Below are 25,712 nucleotides of genomic sequence, written 5' to 3'. Positions count from 1 at the left end.
GTCTTGACATTATGTCTCGACAACCGATTTCGCGGCTTTCCTCGCCAGCCCGTGGCGCGAGATACGGCCGTGCACAACTTATTACGCTCCGTGCTCACTCACAGGAATGGCCATCGACAGGAAGTCCAGACGCCACAGCTCCTGAAATAGCTTGCGCGCCAAGTCCTCCGCCTCGCCGATGCTGCCACCACCGCGCTGCGCGACGCCGGCGGCGATCTCCCGGATGCTGCGGCGGCCGTCGACGAGTTGTGCGAAGGGCAGCTGAGCCGGGTCGAGTCGCAGCCGATAGCCGGGTCCGAGCAGGTCGGCATCGGAGAGCAGGCACGCGGTACGCGACATCGGTACATAGTCCAGGGCCGCATTCGTCGTGAAATCGATCGTGTAGTGCTCTTTCGGACGGTCCGGGCGACAGGCCATGAAGAAATGTGTCGCGTTCGCCGTCTGCAGCCGCTCCATCACCGACCACAGTTCGGCCTCGGGCAATTTCGTCAGGTAATCCACGAATTTGCTTGCCGGAGTGAACATTTCGTGCGGATAGTACGGCGACTTGTGGAACCACCCCTGAAAGGTGAGCCCGGCCGCGGTGACCAGATCACGACACTGATCGACGGTGTAGCTGCGCTGGCGACCGTGCAGGAACGTATCGACGAGCGCGCCGTCGGTCTGCAGATCGCGGGTCACCGCCAGGTAACTGCGGACGGGATGGTCCGCGGGCAGCGTCGCGATGATGTCCTTGACCGCCTGAACCGACGCGTCGTCCTGAGAAAGGCCCAAGTCGCGAAAGACCGACTCCAGCAGCTCGACCCCGGTCCGTCCGTATTTGGCGTAGAGCATGATCCCCATCGCGCCCTCGCGCCGCAGGCAACCCGCCAGCGCCGTCATGCCGGTCTGCGGATCGGCCATGTGATGCAGCACGCCGGTGGACACGATCAGGTCGAAGTCGCGGCCCAGCGTCGACACCTCTTCGATCGGCAGCAGGTGCAATTCCAGGTTGTCCAGGCCGTGCTTGTCCTTGAGATACCGCTGATGATCCAGCGCCGATTGGCTGACGTCGATCGCCACGACGCTGGCCGCACGGTTGGTGAAGGCGAATACCGACGCCTGGTTCGCTCCGCACCCCGCGATCAGAATGTCCAGGTCGGGCCGATAGCCGCGGTCCGGCCACAACACCCGGTGCGCCCAGAAGGGGTCGAACCACTCCCAGTTGTTCTTCGAGTAGGCCTCGAGGTCGTCAATGGGGGGCGGGTACTGCCACCGATCGTATTGCCGGGAGACCACGTCGTTGCGCGGATCGTCGTTCACTACAGACGCAATGTAATGGGTTTGCCCGGTCGCCGCAGGATGCCTGACGGCCCCGATGCGGCGGTGCTCGCCGGTGTGGGAGGGGCAACTCATACACTGGCCCACCGTGGGCATGCTCTTCGGATTCGCGCCGTGGCTCATCTACTGGGTGCTTGTTGGCAATGTTCCCTTCAAGACCGCGGTGGTGGTCGCGCTGGCCATCGCCATCGCCGCGTTTGTGATCGGGCGCGCGCTCGGTAAGTCGAGCGGCACCCTGGAGATCGGGGCGGTAGCCACGTTCGCCGTGCTGACTGTTCTGACGTTCACGCTCAGCGAGACGTTCATGCATCGATGGATACAGCCGCTCAGCAGCGGCGGGATCTTCCTGGTGGCCCTGATCGGGCAGCTGGTCGGTAAGTCGTTCGTGCGCGAGTGCGCCGCCGCCGAGCAGCCCCCGGACGTCGTCAAGACCGAGTTGTTCGACCGGATCACCGATGTCTTGTCCTGGATCTGGATCGCCGCGTTCGCCGGTATGACGGTGTCATCCGCGATCCCGCCGGTGCTGGAGCAGTTCGGGGGGCAAGCGGCCACGATCCTGGACACCAAGACCCCGCTGCTGTTCATTTGCTACTGGGTGATCCCGTATTCGTTACTGGGTGTCGCAGCGCTCGCGTCGCGGTACGTCCCGGAGCGGATGCTGGTCGGGGTCGAGGACCTCGCCCGAGAAACCTCGTTCGTCGCGTACGACGAAGCGACGATCGACGAGCTGTATTACCTTGCCCAGGAACACGCGAACCGCGAGGTCGGCCCGGGCAAGGAGGCGTACAACGTGAAGGTCGGGGGGATGGGAACTCCGCTGACCGGCGACGAGTCGCGCAAGTCGTGGCCGTCGTCCTACAAGGTGCGCGATAAGAAGGGGTAGGGCGCGCGACGTCTGCTCGCGTGACATTCATCAGCGAGACAACTTCCACTTGTTAGGTCGATTGCATGGCATCCAAGAGGATCTGGCCCGTCGCTGCCGTCACCGTGCTCCTCCTGGTGGCTGCCTGCTCGTCAGGCCATTCCGGGTCGGGCGCTAAGCCGGACTTGAGCACGCCCGCCGGTAAGGCGTTGACCATCACCCCGGAGCAGATGCTGGCCGCGACGGATGGGGATACGCCGGTCGCGTACGCCAAGCCCGAACACGGCACCATCACCTACGGCCCCAACGGCGCGATGATCTACACCCCGGACGCCGGGTTCACCGGCACCGACCAGCTCCACCTCACCTCCACGCCCAGCGTCAAGCTCTATGCCGAGAATTTGCCGCCGCTGGCCACCATCGGCGGCGTCGCCGTCCAGGCCAATGCGCATGGTTCGGCAATCGCCCCGGTGCCGGGCAGCTCCAACGAGATCTACGGCCTGACCGACCGCGGCCCCAATGTTCCCGGGCGTACGCCGAACGAAATCGTCTTTCCCATACCCGATTTCCACCCGCAGATCGCCAAGCTCAAGCTCGCCGACGGGGTGGCATCGGTCGAGAAGATCATCACGCTGTCGGGCAAGGACGGCGCGCCGCTGGTGGGGCTGCCCTACCCGCAGGCCGCCGCCGGCGAGTCGATGGTCGACCTCAATGGCGCGCCGTTGCCGCCCTCGGATCACGGTCTGGACGGCGAAGGCTTGGTCGCGTTGTCCGACGGCACGTTCTGGGTTTCCGACGAATACGGCCCGTTCATCGTCCATTTCGACGCCAATGGCAAAGAGCTGGAACGTCTTTCGCCGTTCGACGGAACACTGCCCAAGGAGCTGTCGCTGCGCAGCCCGAACCAGGGCCTGGAGGGCCTGACGCTGACCCCCGACGGCACGACGCTGGTCGGCGTCATGCAGTCGGGGCTGCAGACCCCGGGACTGGTCGGCCCGGCGGCGTCGGTCCCGATGACGCGCATCGTGACGGTCAGACTGTCCAACCACAGCGACGTACACGAGTATCTCTACCCGCTGGCCAACCCGCAGCAGACCAAGGTCGCGGTCTCCGAAATCACCGCGGTCAGCAACACCACGTTTCTCGTCGACGAGCTTGACGGCGAGCCACAGCCGAACGGCAACAAGAAGATCTACCTGGCCGACATTTCCGGAGCCACCGACGTCGGTCCCCGCGAGACGGTGTCCGGTGCGACCTATCAGGCCGACCGCGGCGGGTTGCTGATCAACAATGTTGCGATCGAAACCTTTGTCGGGACCGCTGGGGTCGAGGCGGCCACCGACAAACTCGCCGCGGCCGGGATCTCGGTGGCCGGCAAGAAGCTCAAGCTCGATCTCACCGATCTGCTGCGCTCGTTGTCGGCTGCCGGGAACTTCTTCGGACACGCCAAGATCGAAGGCATCATCACCCCCGACGGCGGAAAGACGTTAATGATCGCCAACGACAGTGATTTCGGGTTGGACGGCGTGATTTCCACCAGCCCACCGTTTGCGCTCAAGCCCAAGATCCAGCCCAACGGTGCACAGGACAGCGGCGAGATTCTGACCGTCGACATGAGGAAGCTGCCGCCCACGATGGAGGCGGAGACGGTGCCCATCAAGGTGGGCTGAGCCCCTGAAGTTCGGATACGTTGGTTTCCGGCGGGCGCACCCACCCCATCGGCATCCGGACGAGCCGCACGCGCTCCGCACTCGATGGCGGCAGTTAGGAGCATCTCGATGAACTCGGTCAGCCCAGATGCCATTCGCGCGGAGACGATCACCATCACCGGCCACGGTGGCGATGAGATCGAGGCCTATCGCGCTTCTCCGATTTCCGAGCCGGTCGCCGAAGGATCGCGCGGCGGGGTCGTCTGGATCCATCACATGCCCGGATACGACCGGGAAACCAAGGAGTTCGTTCGCCGGCTGGCCGTCAATGGCTACCACGCCGTGGCGCCGAATCTGTACTCCCGCGAGGCGCCTGGAGCGGCTCCCGACGATGCGGCCGCGACGGCACGCGCGGCCGGCGGCGTGCCTGACGAGCGGCTGGTCGGTGATGTGGCGGGCGCCATCGAGCACCTGCGGTCGCTGCCGGGCGCGAACGGGAAGTTCGGTGTGATCGGGCACTGCTCGGGCGGGCGGCACGCATACCTCGCGGCCTGCTCGCTGGAGTTTGACGCGGCTGTGGACTGCTACGGCGCCTTCGTCGTCGAGGACCTGCCCGACGGCATGCCCAAGGCCATGCAACCGATCCTGCACCTGGCGCCGAAGCTGAGCTGTCCGCTGCTGGGCCTGTTCGGAATCGACGACAAGTTCCCGGCCCCGCCCGCGGTGGCCACGCTGGATGCCGAGCTGACCAAGCTGGGCAAGCCACACGAGTTCCACTCTTACGAGGGTGCGGGTCACTCGTTCTTCTCCGTCGACCGGCCCGCGTATCGCCCCGAGGCGGCCGTCGACGGCTGGCGCCGCATTGACGAGTTCTTCGCCACGCATCTGAAAGGTTAGGTCCGCCAAGCTATGTGCACATATCTGACCGAGCACGTCGAGATCGATGGCAGTGGCAAGGGCGCGTCGGGATGGTTCGGCGCCGACCGCGCGACCGTCTACGTCGATCACCCCGTCCACGCGCCCTACGGCCACACCGTCAACATCGACGTGATCAACCCGCAGCTGGGTCCGTCGGCGCGGGTCGCGCTGGAACTCACCGCGGAAAGCGCCCTGGCGTTGGCCGATGCCATCCACAACGCGATTGCGAATGCGCCGGCCGGCCTCGCATCCAAGGACCAGTAGGAGAGCCATGACCGAGCCTGACTATCCCCAGACGGCCGCCGCCCGAGGAAGGATCGAGCCCGTACCGCGGCGGGTCCGCGGCTTCCTGGGCGACGAGCTGGTCTTCGACACCACCGCGGCCCGCTACGTGTGGGAAATCCCTTACTACCCAGCCTATTACGTGCCGTTAGCCGATGTGCGCGCCGAGTTCTTGCGCGACGAGAACCACGCGCAGAAGGTGCAATTCGGGCCGTCGCGAATGCATGCCCTGGTCGGGGCCGGCCAGACGCATCCGTCGGCCGCGCGGGTGTTCGACGCCGAGGCCGACAGTCCAGTGGCGGGCACCGTGCGTTTCGAATGGGATGCGTTGCGCTGGTTCGAAGAAGACGAGCCCATCTATGTCCACCCGCGCAATCCGTACACGCGGGTCGACGCGCTGCGCTCGCACCGCCACATCCGGGTGCAGTGCGACGGCGTCGTGCTGGCCGACACCCGATCGCCGGTACTGATCTTCGAAACCGGTTTGCCGACAAGGTATTACATCGATCCCACCGATGTCTCCTTCGCGCATCTGGAGCCCAGCCCGACTCAGACGCAGTGCCCCTACAAAGGGGTGACGTCCGGCTACTGGTCGGTGCGCGTCGGCGACACCGTGCACGCGGACCTCGCGTGGACGTATCACTTCCCGCTGCCGGCGGTCGGCCCGATCGCGGGACTGGTGGCCTTCTACAACGAGAAGCTGGACATCGCCGTCGACGGCGTCAGCCTGGCCAGGCCGAAGACGAAGTTCAGCTAATAGATCCGACATATCGCAAATGTGACATTTCCCTCTTTCCGCCGGTAAACCTAATAAATTCTTACCCGGGTATTTATCCTATACTTACCGTTGTAATAGCTGACAGGCATATATTGCCATTTGGAACGTTATAGGTTTGTTTGCTGGCGAGTGGCCGTGTATATACTCGGTAACTATCACCTGAGCGGAGCCTGAGGCTGCACGGTGATTTAGCCGACAGTGCCGATTTCAATGGTTTTTGGCCGAAATTCGGCTAGTAAAATGTGTGCAGACCAGCGTATTTTTCCAGCGCTGAAATGCGGTTATCCATCAGCCGCCGGTGCCGCATCACGTATGACGGCCACCGGTGCACGCGGATGGCCGACCTCGATAGCGAAGGCGGTGCGAACGTGAGCGAAACCAACGGCCGGGAGGCCGCCCGCGAGATCGTCGAGATGGATGCGGCGCCGATGGCCCCGGTGGCCGTCGAGATTGCCGTCGGCAACGGCCCGATCAACAGCATCGCGATCAGCCGCGACGGCAGCCGATTGGTGGCCACCCACTATGGATCCGACAGCATTTCGGTCATCGACACCGACACTTTTCGGGTCGTCGACATGGTCGCCGGCGTCAACGAGCCGCTCGCCATCGCGATGGGCGGCTCGGGAATGGGCCGGGCATACGTCAGCACGGCGTCGACGGCTTACGACTCGATTCACGTCATCGACGTGTCCACGAACGAGGTGGTCGCATCGCATCCGCTTGCGCTGAGCGTGAGCGATCTGGCGGTCGATGCCGCCGGGCACCGGGTGTACGCCAGCCGCAACGGCAACGGTGTTGCCGGCCTGGCCGCCCTGGACACCGAGACCGGCAAGGTCCGCGCGATCACGGTCGCGGACGCCGCCACCACGGAATGCGTGCGGGTCAGCGCCGACGGATCACGGGCGTACGTGGGCGTCAACGGACCCGCGGGCGGCCGGCTTGTCGTGATCGGCACCAAAGCGCAGCCCGAGCAGGCCGCGGCCCGCGCCAGCTGGCGCAAGGCGCGTGACACCGGCGCGCCCACCCGGTTGCGGGTGATCGGCACCGTCGAGATCGGTTTGCCCGTCCGGGACATCGCGCTGAGCCCCAACGGAGCGCTCGCCTACGTGGCGAGTTGGGCTCCCGAGGTGGGCGTCGTCGTCGATGTGATCGACACCCGGACCAACAAAATCACCAACACGCGCAAGGTCGGCGAGATCGGCGGCATTCTCACCGGGATGACGCTGTCCGCGGACGGCGATCGCATCTACCTGGTCAGCGACGACAACGTCACCGCGCTGTGCACGCTGACCCACGACGTGATCGCGACACTCGGAGCGGGGATGCAGCCGTCCTGCGCGGTGGAAAGCCCGGACGGCAACCGTCTCTACATCGCCGGCTACTCCGGCGCGGTGAGCGTCTCGGCGATCGCGTCGGCAACGCCGTTGGCCATCGAGAGTGCCGCGGCCGTGCCCGAGCTGTCGACGACCGGCTGGCTGGTGCCCGACCTTCTGCCGCACGAACCCGTGCTCGCCTGAGTTTCTGCCCCGTCCCGGTCGCGGTACAACACGCTTTGTCGGGGAATGCGGTTTCCCATGGTGTGGCGCGGCGATACCATTCGCCCGACCGACCATGAGGCGGTGCCGCGCCGAGACGGTAAGGCGGTAGATCGATGGACAGCACGATGCAGGACTTCCCGCTGACAATCACCGCGATCATGCGGCACGGCTGCGGCGTCCACGGTTCCCGGACGGTCACCACGGCGACGGGTGACGGCGGCTACCGGCACACCAGCTACCGGGAGCTGGGGCGCCACGCCGCCCAACTGGCACACGCGTTGCGCGGCCTGGGCCTGACCGCAGACCAGCGCGTCGCGACGTTCATGTGGAACAACGCCGAGCACCTCACCGCATACCTCGCAGCCCCGTCGATGGGTGCCGTGCTGCACACGCTCAACATCCGGCTCTTCCCCGAGCAGATCGCCTACGTCGCCAACGAAGCCGAAGACCAGGTCGTGCTGGTGGACCTGTCATTGGCCAAACTGCTCGCCCCGATACTGCGGGAACTCGAAACCGTGCATACCGTGATCGCCGTCGGCGACGGCGACATCGCCGAGCTGCAGGAGTCGGGCAAGACGGTGCTGCGCTATGCGGAGTTGATCGAGGGCGAGCCGACCGAATTCGACTGGCCGGACCTCGACGAGAAATCGGCGGCCGCGATGTGCTACACCAGCGGCACCACCGGAAACCCCAAAGGTGTTGTCTACAGCCATCGTTCGAGCTTTCTGCACACGATGGCCGCCTGCAGCACCAACGGGATCGGGGTGGGGGCCTGCGACCGGGTGCTGCCCATCGTGCCGATGTTTCACGCCAACGCATGGGGGCTGCCGTACGCGGCCCTGATGGCGGGCGCCGATTTGGTGCTTCCCGATCGGCATCTGCACGCCCCGTCGGTGATCGACATGATCGAGAAGCTGCGGCCCACCCTGGCCGGCGCGGTGCCGACCATCTGGAACGACGTGATGCATCACCTGGAGAAGGACCCCGACCACGACATCTCGTCGCTGCGGCTGGTGGCCTGCGGTGGGTCGGCCGTTCCGGTGTCGATGATGCACACCTTCGAAGACAAGTACAACGTCCAGATCCGGCAGTTGTGGGGCATGACCGAAACGTCGCCGCTGGCCACGCTGGCCTGGCCGCCGATCGACACCCCGGAGGAACGGCACTGGGCCATCCGTGCGACCCAGGGCCGACCGATCTGCGGTGTGGAGATGCGCATCGTCTCCGACGACGGCACGGTGCTCCCCGATGACGGCCGGGCGGTGGGTGAGGTCGAAGTCCGTGGCCCGTGGATCACCGGCTCCTACTACCTCGGGCGGGACGCGTCCAGATTCGACTCCGGGTGGTTGCGCACCGGCGACGTCGGCCGCATCGACGAGGAAGGCTTCATCACCCTCACCGACCGCGCCAAGGACGTGATCAAGTCCGGCGGTGAGTGGATATCCTCGGTCGAGTTGGAGAACTGCCTGATCGGTCACCCGGACGTGCTCGAGGCCGCCGTCGTCGGAGTTCCCGACGAGCGCTGGCAGGAGCGCCCGCTGGCCGTGGTCGTCCTCAACGAGGGCGCGTCGGTCGGCGCCGCCGAATTGCGAATGTATCTGTCCGACAAGGTCGTTCGCTGGTGGCTGCCCGAGCGGTGGGCCTTTGCCGACGAGATCCCGCGCACCAGCGTGGGCAAGTACGACAAGAAGGCCATCCGGGCCCGGCACGCCGACAATGGATACGAGGTCACCGAGGCGCACGACTGAACCCCGGCGCCGCGCGCCAAGCCCTGCGCGACCTGTCGGCGATGTTGACGCGCTGACCCCGCAACCGTATTCGGTACCGTCGAGCCATGTGTCGACTCTTTGGCCTGCACGCCGGGACGCACGCTTGCACCGCGACCTTCTGGCTGCTGGACGCGCCGGACAGTCTTTCCGAGCAGAGCAGGCGGAATCCGGATGGCACCGGCCTGGGTGTCTTCGAAGCGAACGGCGAACCGCGGCTGTACAAGGAGCCGATAGCGGCCTGGCAGGACACCGACTTCGCCACCGAAGCCCACCGGTTGACCGGTACGACGTTCATCGCCCATGTGCGCTACGCGACGACCGGATCGCTCGATGTCCGCAACACCCACCCGTTCCTGCAGGACGGCCGGATCTTCGCGCACAACGGCGTGCTCGAGGGACTGGAGATCCTCGACGAGCGGCTGCGCGAGGTAGGCGCCGACGACTTGGTGCTGGGGCAAACCGATTCGGAGCGGGTGTTCGCGTTGATGACCGCGTCGATCCGTGCGGCGGGCGGCGACGTCGCCGCCGGCATCACCGAGGCGATGACCTGGCTTGCGGACAACGTGCCGATCTATGCGGTCAACGTGCTGCTGTGCACCGCCACGGACATGTGGGCGATGCGCTATCCGGCAACTCACCAGCTCTGCCTGCTGGACCGGCGCGGCGAGCCCGCCGCTAGCCCCGACTCGGAGTTTGACTTGCGTACCATGCGAATCCACGCGCAGTCCGATCTGCTGTGCACCCAGTCGTCGGTGGTGCTGGCCACCGAACCGATGGACAACGACCCGCGCTGGCGTCTGCTGCACCCCGGCGAATTGCTGCACGTCGACGGGTCCCTGCAGATCCACCGGACGATGATCCTGCCGGACCCGCCGAAGCACCTGCTGCGCCGGGAAGATCTGAGCGGGCCGGTCGAAGACGCGCAGCACGCTCTGCCCAACACCCGGAAGTTGTGACATGACGACTCGACGCGCGCTGGTGTTGGCCGGCGGGGGAATAGCCGGAATCGCTTGGGAGACAGGAATTTTGCAGGGAATCGCCGACGAGTCACCGGCCGCGGCGCAGCTGCTGCTGGATTCTGACGTCCTGATCGGAACGTCGGCGGGTTCGGCGGTCGCCGCGCAGATCGGCAGCGGTAGCACGCTGGAGACGCTGTTCGATCGACAAGTCGCCGAGACGTCGAGCGAAATCGATTCCGGCGTCGACGTCGAGACCATCACCGGACTGTTCCTGACCGCCCTGGGTGAGCCATACGACGACACGCAGGGCAGAACCCGTCAGCAGATGCAGCGGATCGGGGCCGTGGCCCTGGGCGCCAAGACCGTCCCGGAGTCGGTGCGCCGCCAGGTGATTGCGCAACGTCTGCCGTCGCACGACTGGCCACACCGCACGCTGCGCATCACCGCGATCGACACGGCCACCGGCGAATTGGTGGTCTTCGACTCCGAATCGGAAGTGGAGCTCGTCGATGCGGTCGCGGCCAGTTGCGCGGTACCGGGAGCGTGGCCGCCGGTGACGGTCGCGGGCCGGCGATACATGGACGGTGGGGTGGCCAGCTCGGTGAACCTCGACGTCGCCCGCGACTGCGACGCGGCCGTGGTGTTGGTGCCGGCCGCGGCCGACGCGCCATCGCCGTTCGGCGCCGGGCCCGCCGCCGAAATCGCGGCGTTCGACGGCAGCGCATTCGGGGTATTCGCCGACACCGACTCGTTGAAAGCGTTCGGGCCCAACCTCTTAGACCCGCGCTGTCGCGTCAGCTCGGCCGTGGCGGGACGGGAACAGGGCCGCCGCGAAGCCCACGCCGTCGCCCGGTTCTTGAACGTCTGATCTAGACGCCCTCCAACATCCCAACGGCCCCAACGGCTCTCGCAGTGATCAGGCCTCGATGGCCGGCGGATCCTCGGAAGCGTGCTCGAGCGAATCCAGCGCCTGATCGGCCAGCAACCGGCCGACGTCGATCACCTCGGCGGCCCGGTGAAAATCCAGGCTGCGGCACGTCGAACGCGGCACCTCGATCAACAGATCCGGTGGGTAGGCCGACAGCATGTGGCGGGTGAGCGCCGACTGGGCGATATCGAAGGCCCGGTACATCACCTCGAAGCTGCCCAGCTTTGGAACCCCGGGTGCCTCCACGAGTTCGTCGCCGTCGTCGCCGCCCGAGTCCTCCGTCCAGGCGTCCGCGCCGAACCGGCTCAACACCGCTCGCGCGGTGGGCCGGTCGAGCAGCGAGCGCACCGCCGACGTGTCCAGCAGCGCAGTCGTGCTGCGCACCATGCGATTCAGCAACTCGACGGTGGCGCCGGGCTCGGGTTCGCGTTTCGCGATCACCTCGCTGCCGCTGACGCCCACGGCGATCGTCAGATCCGCATTGACCACCGCGAGCGGGGCCATCGGCAGCGGATCGAGGATGCCGCCGTCGGCGAGCAGGCGGCCGCCGACTTCGTGGGGCGGGATCACCCCCGGAATCGCGATCGAGGCCCGGATCGCCTCGTCGAGCGGACCCTGCTGAAACCACACCGACTTGCCGGCCAGCAGGTCGGTCGCCACCGCCGTGTAGGGGATCGGCAGCTCCTCGATCCTGACCGGGCCGAGGATGTCGCGCACCGCCTCGAGGATCTTCTCCGCCCGCATCACCCCTGCCGCGCTGATCGACGGGTCAAGCAGTCGCAGGATGGTGCGTTGCGTCAGCGACTTCGCCCAGTCGGCGAAATCGTCGAGCCGACCGGCGGCCTGCAAACCGCCGATCATCGCACCCATCGACGAGCCGGTGATCCCCACGATCTCGAAGCCACGCTCCTGCAGCGCCTCGATCACCCCGATGTGGGCGTAGCCCCGGGCGCCACCACTCCCGAGTGCCACGGCGACCCGGGGACGTGAGGATCGACGCTCGACGGCTTCGCCAGACACCCCTACATTTTGCGTGCCGGAAGCGACCCTCGCCGGGTCGGGGTGGCACTTTTTTCATCCGTGATCGCAATTGCGCTGGAGTTCGAACCGCGCCGCGGGGCGCTAGTCACATTCGTCGTTGGCGGCCGCCCGCGCGGCGGTGATCACCGCGGCCTGCCGGGCCGGCGTCAGGTCCACCCACCTGGTGTTCCAGCTGCCCGCGCTGGCTGATGGGGAGGTTTGCAGCATGGCCAAATAGGGCTCGAACTGGGATTCCCCGGTCTTGGGCCGCGCGTCCATCCACACCTTTGCGGCATGACAGGCCTGGTAGTACTCCTCTTCGGTCGATTCCGCGGGGACATCGACCTTGGTTGTCACCCCGGCGGGGGACAGGCCGACCGTCCCGGGCGGCGCCGAAGCCGGACCCTGCGGGCGGGGCGACGACGTCGGGGCCGACGACGTGACCTTGCCCGCGGGGGCACCGCCCGACGAGCACCCGGTGACCCAAAGCGCAGCGATCAACCCGGCCGCCACGACGGGTGTACCCCATCGCCGGGCGCGGTGACTGCACGACCACACCGCCTCAATCTATGCAACACTGGCGGCCGTGATGGAGCGCTTCGGATTTTGCGAGTGTTGTCGGCCTTAACGCGCCGCCCTTGCCCAATCCGATCCCTTGTGGAGTTCTCCCCATGTCTGTGTCTGTCGCCAGTTCCGTTGCGTTGCGTCCGACCGTTGCGTCGCCGTCCGCGGGGCCCACGCGGCTGCGGGTTCCCGACCTGCTGTACGCCACCGATCAAGCCGCCGACGATGTGCTCAGCGGCCGTTGCGACCACCTGCTGCCCGACGGCGGCGTCCCGGACTCGCAGCGCTGGTTCACCCGCATCCACGGTGACGACGAACTCGACGTCTGGCTGATCAGCTGGGTTCCCGGCCACCCCACCGAACTGCACGACCACGGCGGGTCACTGGGTGCGCTGACGGTGGTGTCCGGATCGCTGAATGAATTCCGTTGGGACGGAACGAGTTTGCGACGCCGACGGCTCGACGCCGGTGATCAGGCCGGCTTTCCGCTGGGCTGGGTGCACGACGTGGTGTGGGCGCCCAGGCCGGTCGCGCGCCCGCTGTCGGGGGCCGGCACCGGAATCCAGCGACCGGTCGCACCGACGCTGAGCGTGCACGCGTACTCGCCGCCACTGAGCGCGATGTCGTACTACGAGGTCACCAAGAACAGCAGGTTGCGCCGCCAGCGCACCGAACTGACCGACCAACCGGAGGGGACGCAATGAGCCGTATTGACGTGGTCTTGAGATCCGCCCGACGGCGTTTTCGCCGGCTTGGAGCCGCCGAGGTGCCGGATGCACTGCGGCGTGGGGCGGTGCTCGTCGACATCCGGCCGCAGGCGCAGCGATTCCGCGAGGGCGAGATTCCCGGCGCGTTGGTGATCGAACGCAACGTCCTGGAATGGCGTTGCGACCCGACCAGTGATGCCCGCCTGCCCGAAGCCGTCGGCGACGACGTCGAGTGGGTGATTGTGTGTTCGGAGGGCTACACCTCCAGCCTGGCGGCGGCCGCGCTGCTCGACATCGGCCTGCACCGGGCCACCGACGTCGTCGGTGGCTATCACGCGCTGGCCGGCGCCGGTGTGCTCGCCGAATTGGCCGGCGATCCGGTCAATTTGGAGGTGCTGGCGAATGCCGGGGCACCCGCCCGCCGCTGGCTTTAATCGTTGGCGTGCAACAGCGGTCGCAGGCGCTGGGTCTTCTCCGGCGTCCACCCGGGCGGCGACAACACCGCGGCCCAGCCGTTGGCGACATCGGCGACGTAGCGATGGCCGTGGCCGTCGGGCACGTCCACGGCGACGGCCATATCCGCCGACACCTGCAGGAAAGTCACCACCGGGATCCACCGGGTTTGCGGCAGCACGTCATAGCCGCGCCCTTCGCGCAGCCAGTCCGGTTCGCTGAACAGCAGATCCGGCGTCCACCAGGCGATCGGGTCGGACGCGTGCTGCAAATACACCACGCGCGGTGCGCCCCACGGATCCTTCGGGCGGTCCAGATTGCCTGGGCGAGCGACGAATCGGACGTTGTGGCCGTCGTTATAGATGGGCAGCCACTGCGGCGAGCCGGCGTCGCGGGTGGCGGTCAGGTCCGTCCAGATGGTGTTGTTGAACGTCGGGCCGCTGAACAGCGCGCCGTCGGTGCGGGCCAGGACGTTGTTGAGGCTCATGAACGGCGCCTCGCCGCCGAACGAGCCCAGGCTCTCACCGAACACCACGAGCTTGGGGCGGTGCCCCTCGGGCAACTGCCGGATCAGCCGGTCGACGGCCTCGAACAATGCCTGGCCGGCGTGCCGGGCATTCTCCTTGTCCACCAGAAACGACAGCCAGCTCGGCAAGAACGAGTACTGCATGCTGACGATCGCTGTGTTGCCGTTGTACATGTACTCCAGCGCCGAGGCTTCGGCCTCGTTGATCCACCCGGTGCCGGTAGTTGTTGCGACCGCGACGATTTCGCGCTCTAAGCCGCCTTCGCGTTGCAGTTCGCGCGCCGCCAGTTCGGCGGTCGCGGTGATGCCATCCGCGGAATTCAGGCCGGCGTAGGCGCGGATCGGTTCGGTGGCCGGGGCTCCGTTGAAATTGCTCAGCTGTTCGGTTGTCGGGCTGCCGCTGACGAAGATGCGGCCCTGGTGGCCCAGCGATTCCCACGACACCAGCGACTGCGGACCGCCAGAGCGCAGTGCGCTTTTCGGCGGCGCGTCCGCGGGACTCATCTCGTTGTTGGCCGTGGCGAACGTGTTGTTCATGGTGCGCATCGCGAACTTGAGCACCACGCCGTTGAGCACGGTGATCGTCAACGTCACGAGCAAGACCACCACAATGGTCACCGAGAGGCGAAACGGTGCGATCCGGTCCAGTTTTCGCACCAGGAAACTGACCAGAACGCGGATGGCCTGGCCGATTTCGACGACGGTGAACAGCACGATGATGGACAGGATCGCGGCGATCGGGTAGTCGTACCACTGCAGGTGCGCGATACCCATCAGGTCGCGAACGTCGTCCTGCCAGACGTGGAACCAGATCGCCATCAGCACCTGGCCCACCACGGCGACCGGGATCAACACCTTCCATGCCCACCGCGGCGGCGGCGGGCTGTAGGTCTTGGTGCGCAGGTAGCGCACCAGCCAGACCGAAAAGACGCCCAGCCCATACCCGATGGCGCCGGAGAAGCCGCTGACCAACGCCTGGAAAATCGCGCCGCGGGGCAGCAGCGACGGCGTCAGCGAGAACCAGATGAAGATAAGACCGACCGCGGTGCCGGTAAAGGTGTAGTGGCGCACCCAAAACGGCTTGGTCGCGATGTCCGTCAGCTCGCCGGCGCTTTCCGGCTCGGCTTCGGGTTCGGTGGCGACACCCGTTGCCGCGGCGTTTGGCGGGCTCGCGAATTTGTTTGCGCCGGCAATTGATTCGTCGTCGGCGGCGGTCGCGGAACCTGACTCGCTCACGAGAGCATCTTAGCGATGTGTGAAGTGAGGGTCCCGTTTCTCGACGAATGCCGCCATCCCCTCGGACTGGTCTTCGGTCGCGAAGGCGGAATGGAACAGCCTGCGTTCGTAGAGAAGTCCCTCGGCCAGGGTGGACTCGAACGCGCGGTTGACGGCCTCTTTGGCCATCCGCGACGCCGACAGCGACATCTGCGAAATCGTGGTGGCGACGGCCTTGGCCTCGCTCAGCAGGTCGTCGGCCGGCACCACTCGCGACACCAGGCCGCTGCGTTCGGCTTCTTCGGCGCCGATGGTGCGACCGGTCAGGATCAGGTCCATCGCCTTCGCCTTGCCGATGGCGCGGGTGAGGCGCTGCGAACCGCCCATACCCGGCAGTACACCGAGTTTGATCTCGGGTTGGCCGAATTTCGCATTGTCGGCCGCGATCAGCAGGTCGCACATCATCGCCAACTCGCAGCCGCCGCCGAGCGCGTAGCCGGCCACCGCGGCGATCGTCGGGGTGCGCACGGCGGACAGCTTGCCCCAGGTGGCGAAGAAGTCGGAGCCGAACGCGTCGGCGAAGCTCAGCCCGGCCATCTCCTTGATGTCGGCGCCCGCGGCGAAGGCCTTGCCGCCCGCACCGGTGATGATGATCGCGCCGATGCCCGGATCGTTGTCGAATTCTGTTGCCGCGCTAGTGACTTCGTTCATCACCTGACTGTTGAGCGCGTTGAGCGCCTTCGGCCGGTTCAACGTGATGGTCCCGACCCGTTCGTCGCGCTCGACCACGATGGTTTCGTATGTTGTCTGGCTCATCCAAATCGCCTTTCTAGAAACTCAAGTCGTCGTCGACCGGCGCGAAGTACGCCTCGACATCGGCCGCGCGGACCTCGGCGAAGTCCGGCGGCGACCACTTCGGATTGCGATCCTTGTCGATGATCTGCGCCCGAATTCCTTCCACCAGATCGTGGGAGCGCGCCGAGGCCGACGACACTCGATAGTCCTGGACCAGAACATCTTCCAGCGTTTCCATCTTCGCGGCGCGGCGCACCGCCTCCAGTGTCACCGACACTGCGATGGGGGATCGGGTGCCGATCAGGTCGGCGGCGTCGCGCGCCGGCTCGGCGTCATGACGGCGCAGCGCCGCGATGATGTCCTCGACGGTGTCGCCGGCAAAGCATTCGTCGATCCAATGACGTTGCGCGACAAGATCACTCGGTGGCGGCTCAACTGCGTGCGCGGCCAGTGCGCTCTCGACGCTGTCGTCGACGATCGCCTGGCGCAGCGCCCCGAGCTGGTCGTGGGGGACGTAGTGGTCGGCGAAGCCCAGCGCGATCGCGTCGGCCCCGGAAAACGGTGCGCCGGTCAGCGCGGCGTACAGACCGAGGGCTCCGGGCGCCCGGGACAGCAGAAACGCCCCGCCGACGTCGGGAATGAACCCGATGCCCACCTCCGGCATTGCCACCTTCGAGGTTTCGGTGACCACGCGCACGCTGCCGTGCGCGCTGACGCCGACCCCGCCGCCCATCACGATGCCGTCCATCAACGCCACGTACGGCTTGGCGAACCGGCCGATCTGACCGTTGAGCAGATACTCGTCGCGCCAGAATTTCCGTACCTCGACGCCATCCTTGCGGGCGCTGTGATAGACCGCGACCACGTCGCCGCCGGCGCACAACCCGCGCTCACCGGCCCCGGACAGCACCACCGCGCGCACCGCATCGTCGTTTTCCCAGCGCGCCAGCAGGGGGCTCAACACGTCGACCATCGTCTGGTTCAGCGAGTTGATTGCCTTGGGGCGGTTGAGCGTGATCAGGCCGACGCCATTGTCGACACGGGCCAAAATCTCGTCGGAATCCTCGGTCGCGCCTTCGGTCACGCCGTCGCCTCTCAGTGTGTTTGCTGGTCGCAATCTGTGCCCCGGGTGTCGCCGCGATGACTTCTGGGCCTTGACCAGCAATCTAGATCGTGACAACCGACGCGATGCCCGCGGGTAAGGATTATGTTTGAGCCGACGACAGTCCACCCAGCCCGGATATACCCTGAGCACACCGGTTCCGTTGGGAACTTGGGAAGGCGACTGATCGTTGAGCAAGTGTTCGCACGGCTCGAGCCACAGTCTTAAGAGAGGATCCGACGGTGCGGGAGACCAGCAACCCGGTATTTCGTTCGCTGCCCAAGCAGAGTGGCGGATATGCGCAATTCGGCACTGGAGCGGCCCAGATGCAGCAGGGGTACTACCAAACTGACCCCTACACGGCTCCGTACCAGGAGGCCAAGGCCACCCGCCCGGTGACCATCGACGACGTCGTCACCAAGACCGGCATCACGCTCGGCGTGCTGACTGTCTCGGCGATCGTCTCCTACTTCCTGGTGACCAACAACTTCGCCCTGGCGCTGCCGCTGACCCTGATCGGCGCGCTGGGCGGTTTCGTGCTCGTGATGATCGCGACGTTCGGCCGTAAGCAGGACAACCCCGGGATCGTGCTCAGCTACGCCGTCCTCGAGGGCCTGTTCCTCGGTGCGGTCTCGTTTGTCTTCGCCAACTTCCAGGTCTCACACGTCAACGCGGGCGCGCTGATCGGTGAGGCGGTCCTGGGTACCTTCGGGGTGTTCTTCGGGATGCTCGTCGTCTACAAGACCGGCGCCATCCGGGTGACCCCGAAATTCACTCGCTGGGTGGTCGGCGCGATGTTCGGTGCGCTGGCCCTGATGATCGGCAACCTGGTGCTCGGCATGTTCGGTGTCGGTGGCGGAACGGGTCTGGGTCTGCGCAGCGGTGGACCGCTGGCGATCCTGTTCTCGCTGGTCGTGATCGGCATCGCCGCGTTCAGCTTCTTGATCGACTTCGACGCGGCCGACCAGATGATCCGCGCCGGAGCTCCCGAGAAGGCGGCGTGGGGCATCGCGCTCGGCCTGACCGTGACGCTGGTCTGGCTGTACCTGGAGATCCTGCGTCTGCTCAGTTACCTGCAGAACGATTAGCTACTCTCCGGAAAAAAGCCGGCTTGCCTTCGGGCAGGCCGGCTTTTTCGTAGCGGAAGTTCCTGCTGCGCCGCATCGGCCGGCTGCTCCGCCGCGTCGGGTGTGCGCCTAGGGCGGGGTGACCCGGCGTGTCGGCGCCCTGGGCGCACATTCGCCGCCCAGGACGCACACGCAACGGTCGAAAAGAGCTAGCTGAGCCGCTCGATCACCATCGCCATGCCCTGGCCACCGCCGACGCACATGGTCTCCAGGCCGAACGTCTTGTCGTAGGTCTGCAGGTTGTTGATCAGCGTGGCGGCGATCCGGGCGCCGGTCATGCCGAACGGGTGCCCCAGGGCGATCGCGCCACCGGAGACATTCAGCTTGTCCTCATCCATGCCCAACTCCCGGGCCGAGCCGAGCACCTGGACCGCGAAGGCCTCGTTGATCTCGTAGAGGTCGATGTCGTTGATCGACATGCCGGCCCGGGTCAGCGCCTTCTTGGACGCCTCGATCGGGCCCAGCCCCATGATTTCCGGCGAGAGGCCGCTGACGCCGGTGGACACGATGCGGGCCAGCGGGGTCAGGCCCAGCTCCTTGGCCTTGATGTCGCTCATGATCACCAGCGCCGCCGCGCCGTCGTTCAGCGGACAAGCGTTGCCCGCGGTCACCGTGCCGTTGGGCCGGAAGACCGGCTTGAGCTCGCTGATCTTCTCGTAGGTGGTGCCCGGTCGCGGACCGTCGTCGGTGCTCACCGTGGTGCCGTCGGGCAGCGTCACCGGCGAGATCTCCCGCTCGAAGAACCCGCTCTTGATGGCTTCTTCGGCGCGGTTCTGGCTGCGCACGCCCCAGTGGTCCTGGTCCTCGCGGCTCACGCCGGTCAGCAGTGCGACGTTCTCCGCCGTCTGCCCCATCGCGATGTAGACGTCGGGCAGGGCGTCGTCGGCGCGCGGGTCGTGCCACTCGTCGGCGCCGTTGGCCGCGGCCGCGGAGCGCTCCTGCGCCTCGCTGAACAGCGCGTTCTTGGTATCCGGCCACGAGTCGGCGCTGCCCTTGCCGAAGCGGGACACCGTCTCCACGCCCGCGGAGATGAACACGTCGCCCTCGCCGGCCTTGATCGCGTGGAACGCCATCCGGCTGGTCTGCAGGGACGACGAGCAGTACCGGTTGACGGTCGTGCCGGGCAGGAAGTCGTAGCCCAGTTCGACGGCGACCACCCGCGCCAGATTGAATCCGCCCTCACCGCCGGGTTGGCCGCAGCCCAGGATCAGGTCGTCGATCTGATGCGGGTTGAGCGCGGGAACCTTGTCCAGTGCGGCCCGGACCATCTGGGCGGCCAGGTCGTCGGGCCGCATGCTGACCAGCGACCCCTTCATGGCCCGTCCGATCGGCGAGCGGGCGGCGGAGACGATGACGGCTTCGGGCATGACAGTTCCCTCCAAGATGCTTCGCTCGCGTGAAAAAACGGGTGGCACACCCACCCCGACGGGCTAGAGGCAAATCTAGTCGGTGCCGATTCGTCAGTTCGACGACGGGGCGGCCTCGCTGGGCGACGGGCGCCGCCACAGCCGCGACATGGCGCTCAGCGGGGTGTGGCCGCCGCTAATCATGGGTGTCTCGGCGCGCGCGGCCAGGTTGAGCACCGGGCCCTCGATCTCTTCGCCCAGCGCATCGCAGAGCGCGACCAGCAGCTGCGCGGCGGCCAGCGCGTACGCCGTCGGCGAGGGGTGAAACCCGTCGGCGGAGAACATCAGTTCCGGCGTCGCCCGGAATTGGGGAGCCAGCAGGTTGGCCAGCGGCACCGGCACCCCACCGGCGGATCGCACCGCCGCAGTCTGCGCACGGGCCAGCTGTCGCGTCCGTGCGTGCGCCAACGATCGCAGCGGCTGAGGGATCGCGGAGATCACGCCAAGATCCGGGCAGGTCCCGACGATCACCACGGCGCCACGCGAACTCAGCTTGCGCACCGTACGGCCCAGTCGTCGCGCGGACTGGCTGATGCCGTTCAGGGCGGTGACGTCGTTGGCGCCGATCATCATCACGGCCGCGTCCGGCGGTGACCCGGCGACGAACATCGCATCGACCTGCCCGCTGACGCCCTTTGAGGTCGCGCCGACAATGGCCTTGGTGCTCAACCGAATACGCTTGCCCGTCTGCTCGGCGAGGCCGCGCGCGATCAGCACACCCGGCACTTCCTCGGCGCTCGCGCAGCCGTACCCGGTGGCGGTCGAGTCGCCGAAGATCATCAGGTGCATGTCCGCGGACATGCCGCGCTGCCACCGTTCCACCGGTCCGCCGCCCGGGCTGTACACGCCGTCGGCGCGCGGCGGGATGTCCCAGGCCCGGGGGATCACCGTGCGCGCGTGCGTCGCCTGGCCGACCAGCAGGTTTCGCGCGCCCAGATAGGCCGTACCTGTCGAGGCGACTGCGCCCGCCGTGGCCAGGGCGATTGTCGAAAGACGTGGCACCCGCACGGTCACGGGATCATTTTAGATCGGCTGTCGTGTTTGCGCGGACGGCCGACAAACAAAGCGGTCACGTTGTGAATCAGATGTGGTATCAAATCAGACTCTTCAAACGTTCCTTTAAGAAATGCCTGCGAAGCTAAGTTTAACGGGTTGGCTGAACGACTCGGCGCACGATTTGAACTGGGCGCTTGGCTTGCTCGTCACATGCTGTATCGCACTACAAAGGCGTAGGAGTGTCGAGCATGACCGCACCCAGCAAGGTTTCCGGTGCACCCCGGAATGCCGCCCACCTTCGTGACCTGCTGAAGTCACGCAGGGCCGAGGCACGCAAATTCGCTATCAGTGACGGCGCACCGGTAGAGGTCCTCGAATCCGGCCCCAGCGTCCAGGGACGAGTAGCCACGCTTGCATCACGCGTGACAATCCGGCCGATTCTGACGGCCGGCAGCTACGCGCCCACGTTGCCCTGGCCGTGGGGTCTGATAGATCTTGTGGCCAAAGCGGTGCTACCGGTGTCGGCCACCGTGCGAAACACTGTGAAGTTGCCCAATGCGTCGGCTCAGCTGGTCCGAGCTCCGGGAGTGCTGCCCGCGGACGGCACCCGGCGGGTGGTGCTCTACTTCCACGGCGGTGCGTTTTTGACCTGCGGAGCAAACTCTCATGGCCGGGTGGTCGAATCGATCTCGAAGTTTGCTGACTCGCCCGTCCTGGTGGTCAACTACCGGCTGTTGCCCAAGCATTCGATCGGGATGGCGGTGCAGGACTGTCACGACGCATACCGCTGGCTACGGCGGCGCGGCTACCAGCCGGACCAGATCGTTCTCGCCGGCGACTCCGCGGGCGGCTATCTCGCGCTGACGCTCGCGCAACAGCTGCAGGACGAAGGCGAGGAGCCGGCGGCGCTGGTGGCGATCTCGCCTCTACTGCAACTGGCAAAGGAATATAAGCAAACGCATCCCAATATCAAGACCGATGCGATGTTCGGGGCCAAGGCATTCGATGCGCTCGTCGAATTGGTTGCTAGCGCGGCGGAGAAGAACATCGTCGACGGCAAGGCCGAGGAGATCTACGAACCCCTTGAGCACATCAAGCCCGGGCTTCCGCGCACGCTGATCCATGTGTCGGGATCCGAGGTGCTGCTGTACGACGCGCGGTTAGCGGCGAGCCGGCTTGCGGCCGTTGGGGTCCCGGCCGAGGTACGGGTCTGGCCCGGCCAGGTTCACGACTTCCAGCTGGCCGCGCCGCTGGTGCCCGAGGCCGTGCGTTCGCTGCGCCAAATCGGGGAGTACATCCGCGAAGCCACCGGCTAGTCGTTCGGCATCGTACGGCCGCCCCTATTGCACCGAGAGCGGGTGTGCGCGGCCAGAAAACGCCTGAGACGATAAGCGCATGCCAATTGCGCAGCACATCAGTGACATCATCGGCGGCACGCCACTGGTTCGCCTGAACTCCGTCATCCCCGCCGGTGCTGGCACGGTCGCGGCAAAGGTCGAATACCTCAACCCCGGCGGTAGTTCCAAGGACCGCATCGCGGTGAAGATGATCGACGCCGCCGAGTCCGCCGGTCTGCTCAAGCCGGGCGGCACGATTGTCGAACCGACCTCGGGCAACACCGGTGTCGGGCTGGCGCTGGTGGCCCAGCACCGCGGCTACAAGTGCGTGTTCGTCTGCCCCGACAAGGTCAGCGAGGACAAGCGCAACGTGCTGATCGCGTACGGCGCGGAGGTCGTGGTGTGCCCGACGGCGGTGCCGCCGGAGCACCCGGACAGCTACTACAGCGTCTCCGACCGGCTGGTTCGCGAGATCCCCGGCGCCTGGAAGCCCGACCAATACGCCAACCCGCAAGGCCCGGCCAGCCACTACGAGACCACCGGTCCCGAGGTGTGGGCCGACACCGACGGCAAGGTCACGCACTTCGTCGCCGGCATCGGCACCGGTGGGACGATCACCGGCGCGGGCCGCTACCTCAAGGAGGTATCGAGCGGCCGGCCAGCAGGACCGGTACGCATCATCGGCGCGGACCCCGAAGGGTCGGTGTATTCGGGCGGCACGGGCCGGCCCTATCTGGTGGAAGGCGTCGGCGAGGATTTCTGGCCCGCGGCGTATGACCCGACGGTGCCCGATCAGATCATCGCCGTATCCGACTCCGACTCGTTCGACATGACCAGGCGGCTGGCGCGGGAAGAAGCCATGCTGGTCGGCGGCTCGTGCGGGATGGCCGTGGTGGCCGCCGCAAAGGTGGCCGAGGAAGCCGGGCCCGACGCGCTGGTCGTCGTGTTGCTTCCGGACGGCGGCCGCGGCTACATGTCGAAGATCTTCAACGACGCGTGGATGTCGTCGTACGGCTTCCTGCGTACCCGCCTCGATGGCTCGACCGAACAGCCCACGGTCGGCGACGTGTTGCGCGGCAAGTCTGGCGCGCTGCCCGACCTGGTCCACACCCACCCGACCGAGACGGTGCGCGACGCCATCGGCATCCTGCGCGAATACGGCGTGTCCCAGATGCCCGTGGTCGGCGCCGAGCCCCCGGTGATGGCCGGTGAGGTTGCCGGCAGTGTCTCGGAGCGCGAACTGCTTTCGGCCGTGTTCGAGGGCCGCGCCAAATTAGCCGACGCTGTCTCCCAGCACATGAGCCCGCCGTTGCCGATCATCGGTGCCGGCGAGCTGGTCAGCGCGGCCGGAAAGGCGCTGCGTGACTGGGATGCGCTGATGGTCGTCGAGGAAGGCAAACCTGTCGGGGTCATCACCCGATACGACCTGTTGGGCTTTCTGTCGGATGGGCCTCGGGTACAGGCAGGGCGGCGTTAACGACGAGTGTCCGCAGCCTCCGCGACAGGCGGCTTCTCAGGTACTGTAATGCGGCTAGTTCAGCTAACCGCAGTGGAAGGTTGCACCATGACCGATCAGCCGCCGCCCTCTTCGCCGCCTGAACCAGCCGGTGGCTATGAACCGGCCTCTGGCGGGTACGAACCTGCTTCCTCGGCTCAGGGTGGTTCCTACCCGCCGCCGCCTCCGCCGCCCGACGGCGGTTACCCGCCACCCCCTCCGCCGTCCGGTGCTGGATACGCCCCGCCGCCGCCCGGACCGGCGGTCCGGGCGCTGCCGCCGGACTCGTACACGCCGTGGCTCACCCGGGTGCTGGCGCTGCTGATCGACTACCTGCCGTACGCGATCGTGCAGGGCATCGGCACCGGGATCATGTACGCCACCCAACAGTCGTCCTGCGTCACCGACATCACCCAGTACGACGTCAGCCAGTACTGCGTGAGCCAGCCCTCGACGATCGGCCAGCTGGCGCAGTGGTTGGCGACGCTGGCGGGCTTGGCGTACTGGCTCTGGAACCGGGGCTACCGCCAGGGCACCACCGGCTCGAGCCTTGGCAAGACCGTGATGAAGATCAAGGTGGTCAGCGAGACCACCGGAGCGCCGATCGGCTTCGGGATGTCCGTGGTGCGCGACCTCGCCCACTTCGTCGACGCCGTCATCTGCTTCATCGGATTCCTGTTCCCGCTGTGGGATGCCAAACGCCAGACCATCGCCGACAAGATCCTGACGACGGTGGTCCTGCCGATCTGACGGGTCAGGCCGAGCCGGCGCTCATTAGGCTGAATGGCGATGAGCGAAAACCGAAGCGGACACCACGCAATCAAGGGACTGGCCACCAAAGCCATCCACGCCGGCTACCGCCCGGATCCCGCGACCGGGGCAGTGAACGCTCCGATCTATGCCAGCAGCACGTTCGCCCAGGACGGCGTCGGCGGTCTGCGCGGCGGGTTCGAGTATGCGCGCACCGGCAACCCGACCCGCGCCGCGCTGGAAGCCTCCTTGGCGGCCGTCGAAGGCGGTGCCTTCGGGCGAGCGTTCAGCTCCGGCATGGCCGCCACCGACTGTGCCCTGCGCGCCATGCTGCGGCCCGGCGATCATCTGGTCATCCCAAATGACGCCTACGGCGGCACCTTCCGCTTGATCGACAAGGTCTTCTCGCAGTGGAATGTCGGATACACACCGGCGGCGCTGTCCGACCTCGACGCCGTGGCAGCCGCGATCACGCCGCGGACCCGGCTGATCTGGGTGGAAACACCGACGAATCCGTTGCTGTCCATCGCCGATATCGCGGCCATCGCCGAAATCGGCCAGCAGCATTCGGCAAAAGTGTTGGTGGACAGCACCTTTGCCTCGCCCGCGCTGCAGCAGGCGTTGACGCTGGGAGCCGACGTAGTACTGCACTCGACGACCAAGTACATCGGCGGGCACTCCGATGTGGTGGGTGGTGCATTGGTCACCAACGACAAGGCGCTCGACGACGCCTTCGGTTTTCTGCAGAACGGGGCCGGCGCGGTGCCGGGCCCGTTCGACTCCTACCTGACGATGCGCGGCCTCAAGACGTTGGTGCTTCGGATGCAGCGGCACAGCGAAAACGCTTCGGCCGTAGCGGAATTCCTCGCCGGGCACCCGTCGGTGAGCGCGGTGCTCTATCCAGGCCTGCCCACCCATCCCGGGCACGACGTCGCCGCGCGGCAGATGTCAGGCTTCGGCGGCATGGTGTCGGTGCGCATGCGCGGCGGCCGGGCGGCGGCCGAAAAGCTCTGTGCCGCCACCGGAGTGTTCATCCTGGCCGAGTCACTGGGTGGGGTCGAGTCGCTCATCGAGCACCCGAGCGCGATGACGCACGCCTCAACGGCCGGTTCGCAATTGGAAGTTCCCGATGACCTGGTTCGGCTGTCGGTGGGTATCGAGGACGTCAACGACCTGCTGGCCGACCTCGAACAAGCCCTCGGTTAGTTCGCAGCAG

At 66.5% G+C, this 25,712-nt stretch carries 24 protein-coding genes; 16 read left to right on the top strand and 8 right to left on the bottom strand.

Annotated features, from left to right (window positions below; translation table 11 throughout):
- Positions 1 to 81: 81 nt before the first annotated feature.
- Positions 82 to 1,302 carry a class I SAM-dependent methyltransferase gene (locus MJO58_RS21710; RefSeq protein WP_090605818.1) on the bottom strand — a complete coding sequence of 407 codons (1,221 nt, stop codon included), beginning with the start codon at positions 1,300 to 1,302 and terminating at the stop codon, positions 82 to 84.
- A 106-nt stretch (positions 1,303 to 1,408) separates the two neighbouring features.
- On the opposite strand from MJO58_RS21710, the gene MJO58_RS21705 reads away from it, so the two are divergent.
- The 9 genes from MJO58_RS21705 to MJO58_RS21665 all read left to right on the top strand — a co-directional run bounded on the left by MJO58_RS21705 (position 1,409) and on the right by MJO58_RS21665 (position 10,943).
- Positions 1,409 to 2,203 carry a hypothetical protein gene (locus MJO58_RS21705; protein ID WP_239720913.1) on the top strand — a complete coding sequence of 265 codons (795 nt, stop codon included), beginning with the start codon at positions 1,409 to 1,411 and terminating at the stop codon, positions 2,201 to 2,203.
- A 65-nt stretch (positions 2,204 to 2,268) separates the two neighbouring features.
- Positions 2,269 to 3,852 (top strand): esterase-like activity of phytase family protein, encoded by a 1,584-nt coding sequence (locus MJO58_RS21700; RefSeq protein WP_090605816.1) that lies wholly within the window; start codon positions 2,269 to 2,271, stop codon positions 3,850 to 3,852.
- A 108-nt stretch (positions 3,853 to 3,960) separates the two neighbouring features.
- Entirely contained in the window at positions 3,961 to 4,728 is a 768-nt protein-coding gene (locus MJO58_RS21695; protein WP_090605813.1) for a dienelactone hydrolase family protein, read from the top strand.
- Between the two features lie 12 nt (positions 4,729 to 4,740).
- A complete protein-coding gene (locus MJO58_RS21690; RefSeq protein ID WP_090605810.1) occupies positions 4,741 to 5,013 on the top strand; it encodes a DUF6295 family protein in 273 nt (90 codons plus the stop codon).
- Positions 5,014 to 5,020: 7 nt separating this feature from the next.
- Entirely contained in the window at positions 5,021 to 5,788 is a 768-nt protein-coding gene (locus MJO58_RS21685; protein WP_239720912.1) for a DUF427 domain-containing protein, read from the top strand.
- Positions 5,789 to 6,177: 389 nt separating this feature from the next.
- Positions 6,178 to 7,326: a YncE family protein gene (locus tag MJO58_RS21680; RefSeq protein ID WP_090609556.1), complete on the top strand. Its 1,149-nt coding sequence runs from the start codon at positions 6,178 to 6,180 to the stop codon at positions 7,324 to 7,326.
- Positions 7,327 to 7,460: 134 nt separating this feature from the next.
- Complete coding sequence (locus tag MJO58_RS21675) at positions 7,461 to 9,095, top strand: long-chain fatty acid--CoA ligase (protein WP_239720911.1); 1,635 nt, start codon at positions 7,461 to 7,463, stop codon at positions 9,093 to 9,095.
- Positions 9,096 to 9,181: 86 nt separating this feature from the next.
- A complete protein-coding gene (locus MJO58_RS21670) occupies positions 9,182 to 10,072 on the top strand; it encodes a class II glutamine amidotransferase (RefSeq protein WP_239720910.1) in 891 nt (296 codons plus the stop codon).
- Between the two features lies 1 nt (position 10,073).
- The gene (locus tag MJO58_RS21665; RefSeq protein WP_239720909.1) at positions 10,074 to 10,943 is read left to right on the top strand and encodes a patatin-like phospholipase family protein; all 870 of its coding nucleotides are present in this window, start codon (positions 10,074 to 10,076) and stop codon (positions 10,941 to 10,943) included.
- A 48-nt stretch (positions 10,944 to 10,991) separates the two neighbouring features.
- On the opposite strand, the gene MJO58_RS21660 is transcribed toward MJO58_RS21665, so the two are convergent.
- Positions 10,992 to 12,023 carry a patatin-like phospholipase family protein gene (locus tag MJO58_RS21660; RefSeq protein WP_090605796.1) on the bottom strand — a complete coding sequence of 344 codons (1,032 nt, stop codon included), beginning with the start codon at positions 12,021 to 12,023 and terminating at the stop codon, positions 10,992 to 10,994.
- Positions 12,024 to 12,125: 102 nt separating this feature from the next.
- Positions 12,126 to 12,581: a lipoprotein LpqV gene (locus MJO58_RS21655; protein WP_239720907.1), complete on the bottom strand. Its 456-nt coding sequence runs from the start codon at positions 12,579 to 12,581 to the stop codon at positions 12,126 to 12,128.
- A 113-nt stretch (positions 12,582 to 12,694) separates the two neighbouring features.
- Between MJO58_RS21655 and MJO58_RS21650 the strand changes: the two genes are divergently transcribed.
- Complete coding sequence (locus MJO58_RS21650; protein ID WP_239720906.1) at positions 12,695 to 13,291, top strand: cysteine dioxygenase; 597 nt, start codon at positions 12,695 to 12,697, stop codon at positions 13,289 to 13,291.
- Entirely contained in the window at positions 13,288 to 13,728 is a 441-nt protein-coding gene (locus tag MJO58_RS21645) for a rhodanese-like domain-containing protein (protein ID WP_090605788.1), read from the top strand. The genes MJO58_RS21650 and MJO58_RS21645 overlap by 4 nt, the downstream gene beginning before the upstream one ends.
- Here MJO58_RS21645 and MJO58_RS21640 read toward each other — a convergent pair.
- The 3 genes from MJO58_RS21640 to MJO58_RS21630 are packed head-to-tail and all read right to left on the bottom strand — an operon-like array spanning position 13,725 to position 17,367.
- On the bottom strand, positions 13,725 to 15,509 hold the full coding sequence (locus tag MJO58_RS21640; protein ID WP_434086257.1) for an alpha/beta hydrolase: 1,785 nt from the start codon (positions 15,507 to 15,509) through the stop codon (positions 13,725 to 13,727). The two genes, MJO58_RS21645 and MJO58_RS21640, sit on opposite strands and share 4 nt — an antisense overlap.
- 9 nt (positions 15,510 to 15,518) lie before the next feature.
- Positions 15,519 to 16,304 (bottom strand): enoyl-CoA hydratase, encoded by a 786-nt coding sequence (locus MJO58_RS21635; protein WP_239720905.1) that lies wholly within the window; start codon positions 16,302 to 16,304, stop codon positions 15,519 to 15,521.
- A gap of 13 nt (positions 16,305 to 16,317) precedes the next feature.
- On the bottom strand, positions 16,318 to 17,367 hold the full coding sequence (locus MJO58_RS21630; protein WP_090605783.1) for an enoyl-CoA hydratase/isomerase family protein: 1,050 nt from the start codon (positions 17,365 to 17,367) through the stop codon (positions 16,318 to 16,320).
- A 260-nt stretch (positions 17,368 to 17,627) separates the two neighbouring features.
- On the opposite strand from MJO58_RS21630, the gene MJO58_RS21625 reads away from it, so the two are divergent.
- Positions 17,628 to 18,473: a Bax inhibitor-1/YccA family protein gene (locus tag MJO58_RS21625; protein WP_090605780.1), complete on the top strand. Its 846-nt coding sequence runs from the start codon at positions 17,628 to 17,630 to the stop codon at positions 18,471 to 18,473.
- Between the two features lie 188 nt (positions 18,474 to 18,661).
- Here the strand turns inward: MJO58_RS21625 and MJO58_RS21620 are convergent, their stop codons facing one another.
- Together MJO58_RS21620 and MJO58_RS21615 are read right to left on the bottom strand one after the other, a co-directional pair.
- Positions 18,662 to 19,879, bottom strand: coding sequence for an acetyl-CoA C-acetyltransferase (locus MJO58_RS21620; protein ID WP_239720904.1), 1,218 nt, complete (start codon positions 19,877 to 19,879; stop codon positions 18,662 to 18,664).
- A gap of 93 nt (positions 19,880 to 19,972) precedes the next feature.
- Positions 19,973 to 20,920 (bottom strand): SGNH/GDSL hydrolase family protein, encoded by a 948-nt coding sequence (locus MJO58_RS21615; protein WP_239723385.1) that lies wholly within the window; start codon positions 20,918 to 20,920, stop codon positions 19,973 to 19,975.
- A 242-nt stretch (positions 20,921 to 21,162) separates the two neighbouring features.
- On the opposite strand from MJO58_RS21615, the gene MJO58_RS21610 reads away from it, so the two are divergent.
- The 4 genes from MJO58_RS21610 (at position 21,163) to MJO58_RS21595 (ending at position 25,702) form a co-directional block, all read left to right on the top strand.
- The gene (locus MJO58_RS21610; RefSeq protein ID WP_239720903.1) at positions 21,163 to 22,230 is read left to right on the top strand and encodes an alpha/beta hydrolase; all 1,068 of its coding nucleotides are present in this window, start codon (positions 21,163 to 21,165) and stop codon (positions 22,228 to 22,230) included.
- A 79-nt stretch (positions 22,231 to 22,309) separates the two neighbouring features.
- On the top strand, positions 22,310 to 23,728 hold the full coding sequence (locus tag MJO58_RS21605; protein WP_090605772.1) for a cystathionine beta-synthase: 1,419 nt from the start codon (positions 22,310 to 22,312) through the stop codon (positions 23,726 to 23,728).
- A gap of 87 nt (positions 23,729 to 23,815) precedes the next feature.
- On the top strand, positions 23,816 to 24,496 hold the full coding sequence (locus MJO58_RS21600) for an RDD family protein (protein ID WP_239720902.1): 681 nt from the start codon (positions 23,816 to 23,818) through the stop codon (positions 24,494 to 24,496).
- 39 nt (positions 24,497 to 24,535) lie between these two features.
- On the top strand, positions 24,536 to 25,702 hold the full coding sequence (locus MJO58_RS21595; protein ID WP_239720901.1) for a cystathionine gamma-synthase: 1,167 nt from the start codon (positions 24,536 to 24,538) through the stop codon (positions 25,700 to 25,702).
- Positions 25,703 to 25,712: the final 10 nt, after the last annotated feature.

This window comes from Mycobacterium lentiflavum, from assembly GCF_022374895.2.
Classification (GTDB): domain Bacteria; phylum Actinomycetota; class Actinomycetes; order Mycobacteriales; family Mycobacteriaceae; genus Mycobacterium; species Mycobacterium lentiflavum.
The sequence above is the reverse complement of the archived record's forward strand: the minus strand, read 5'-3'. Positions and strand labels throughout refer to the sequence as shown.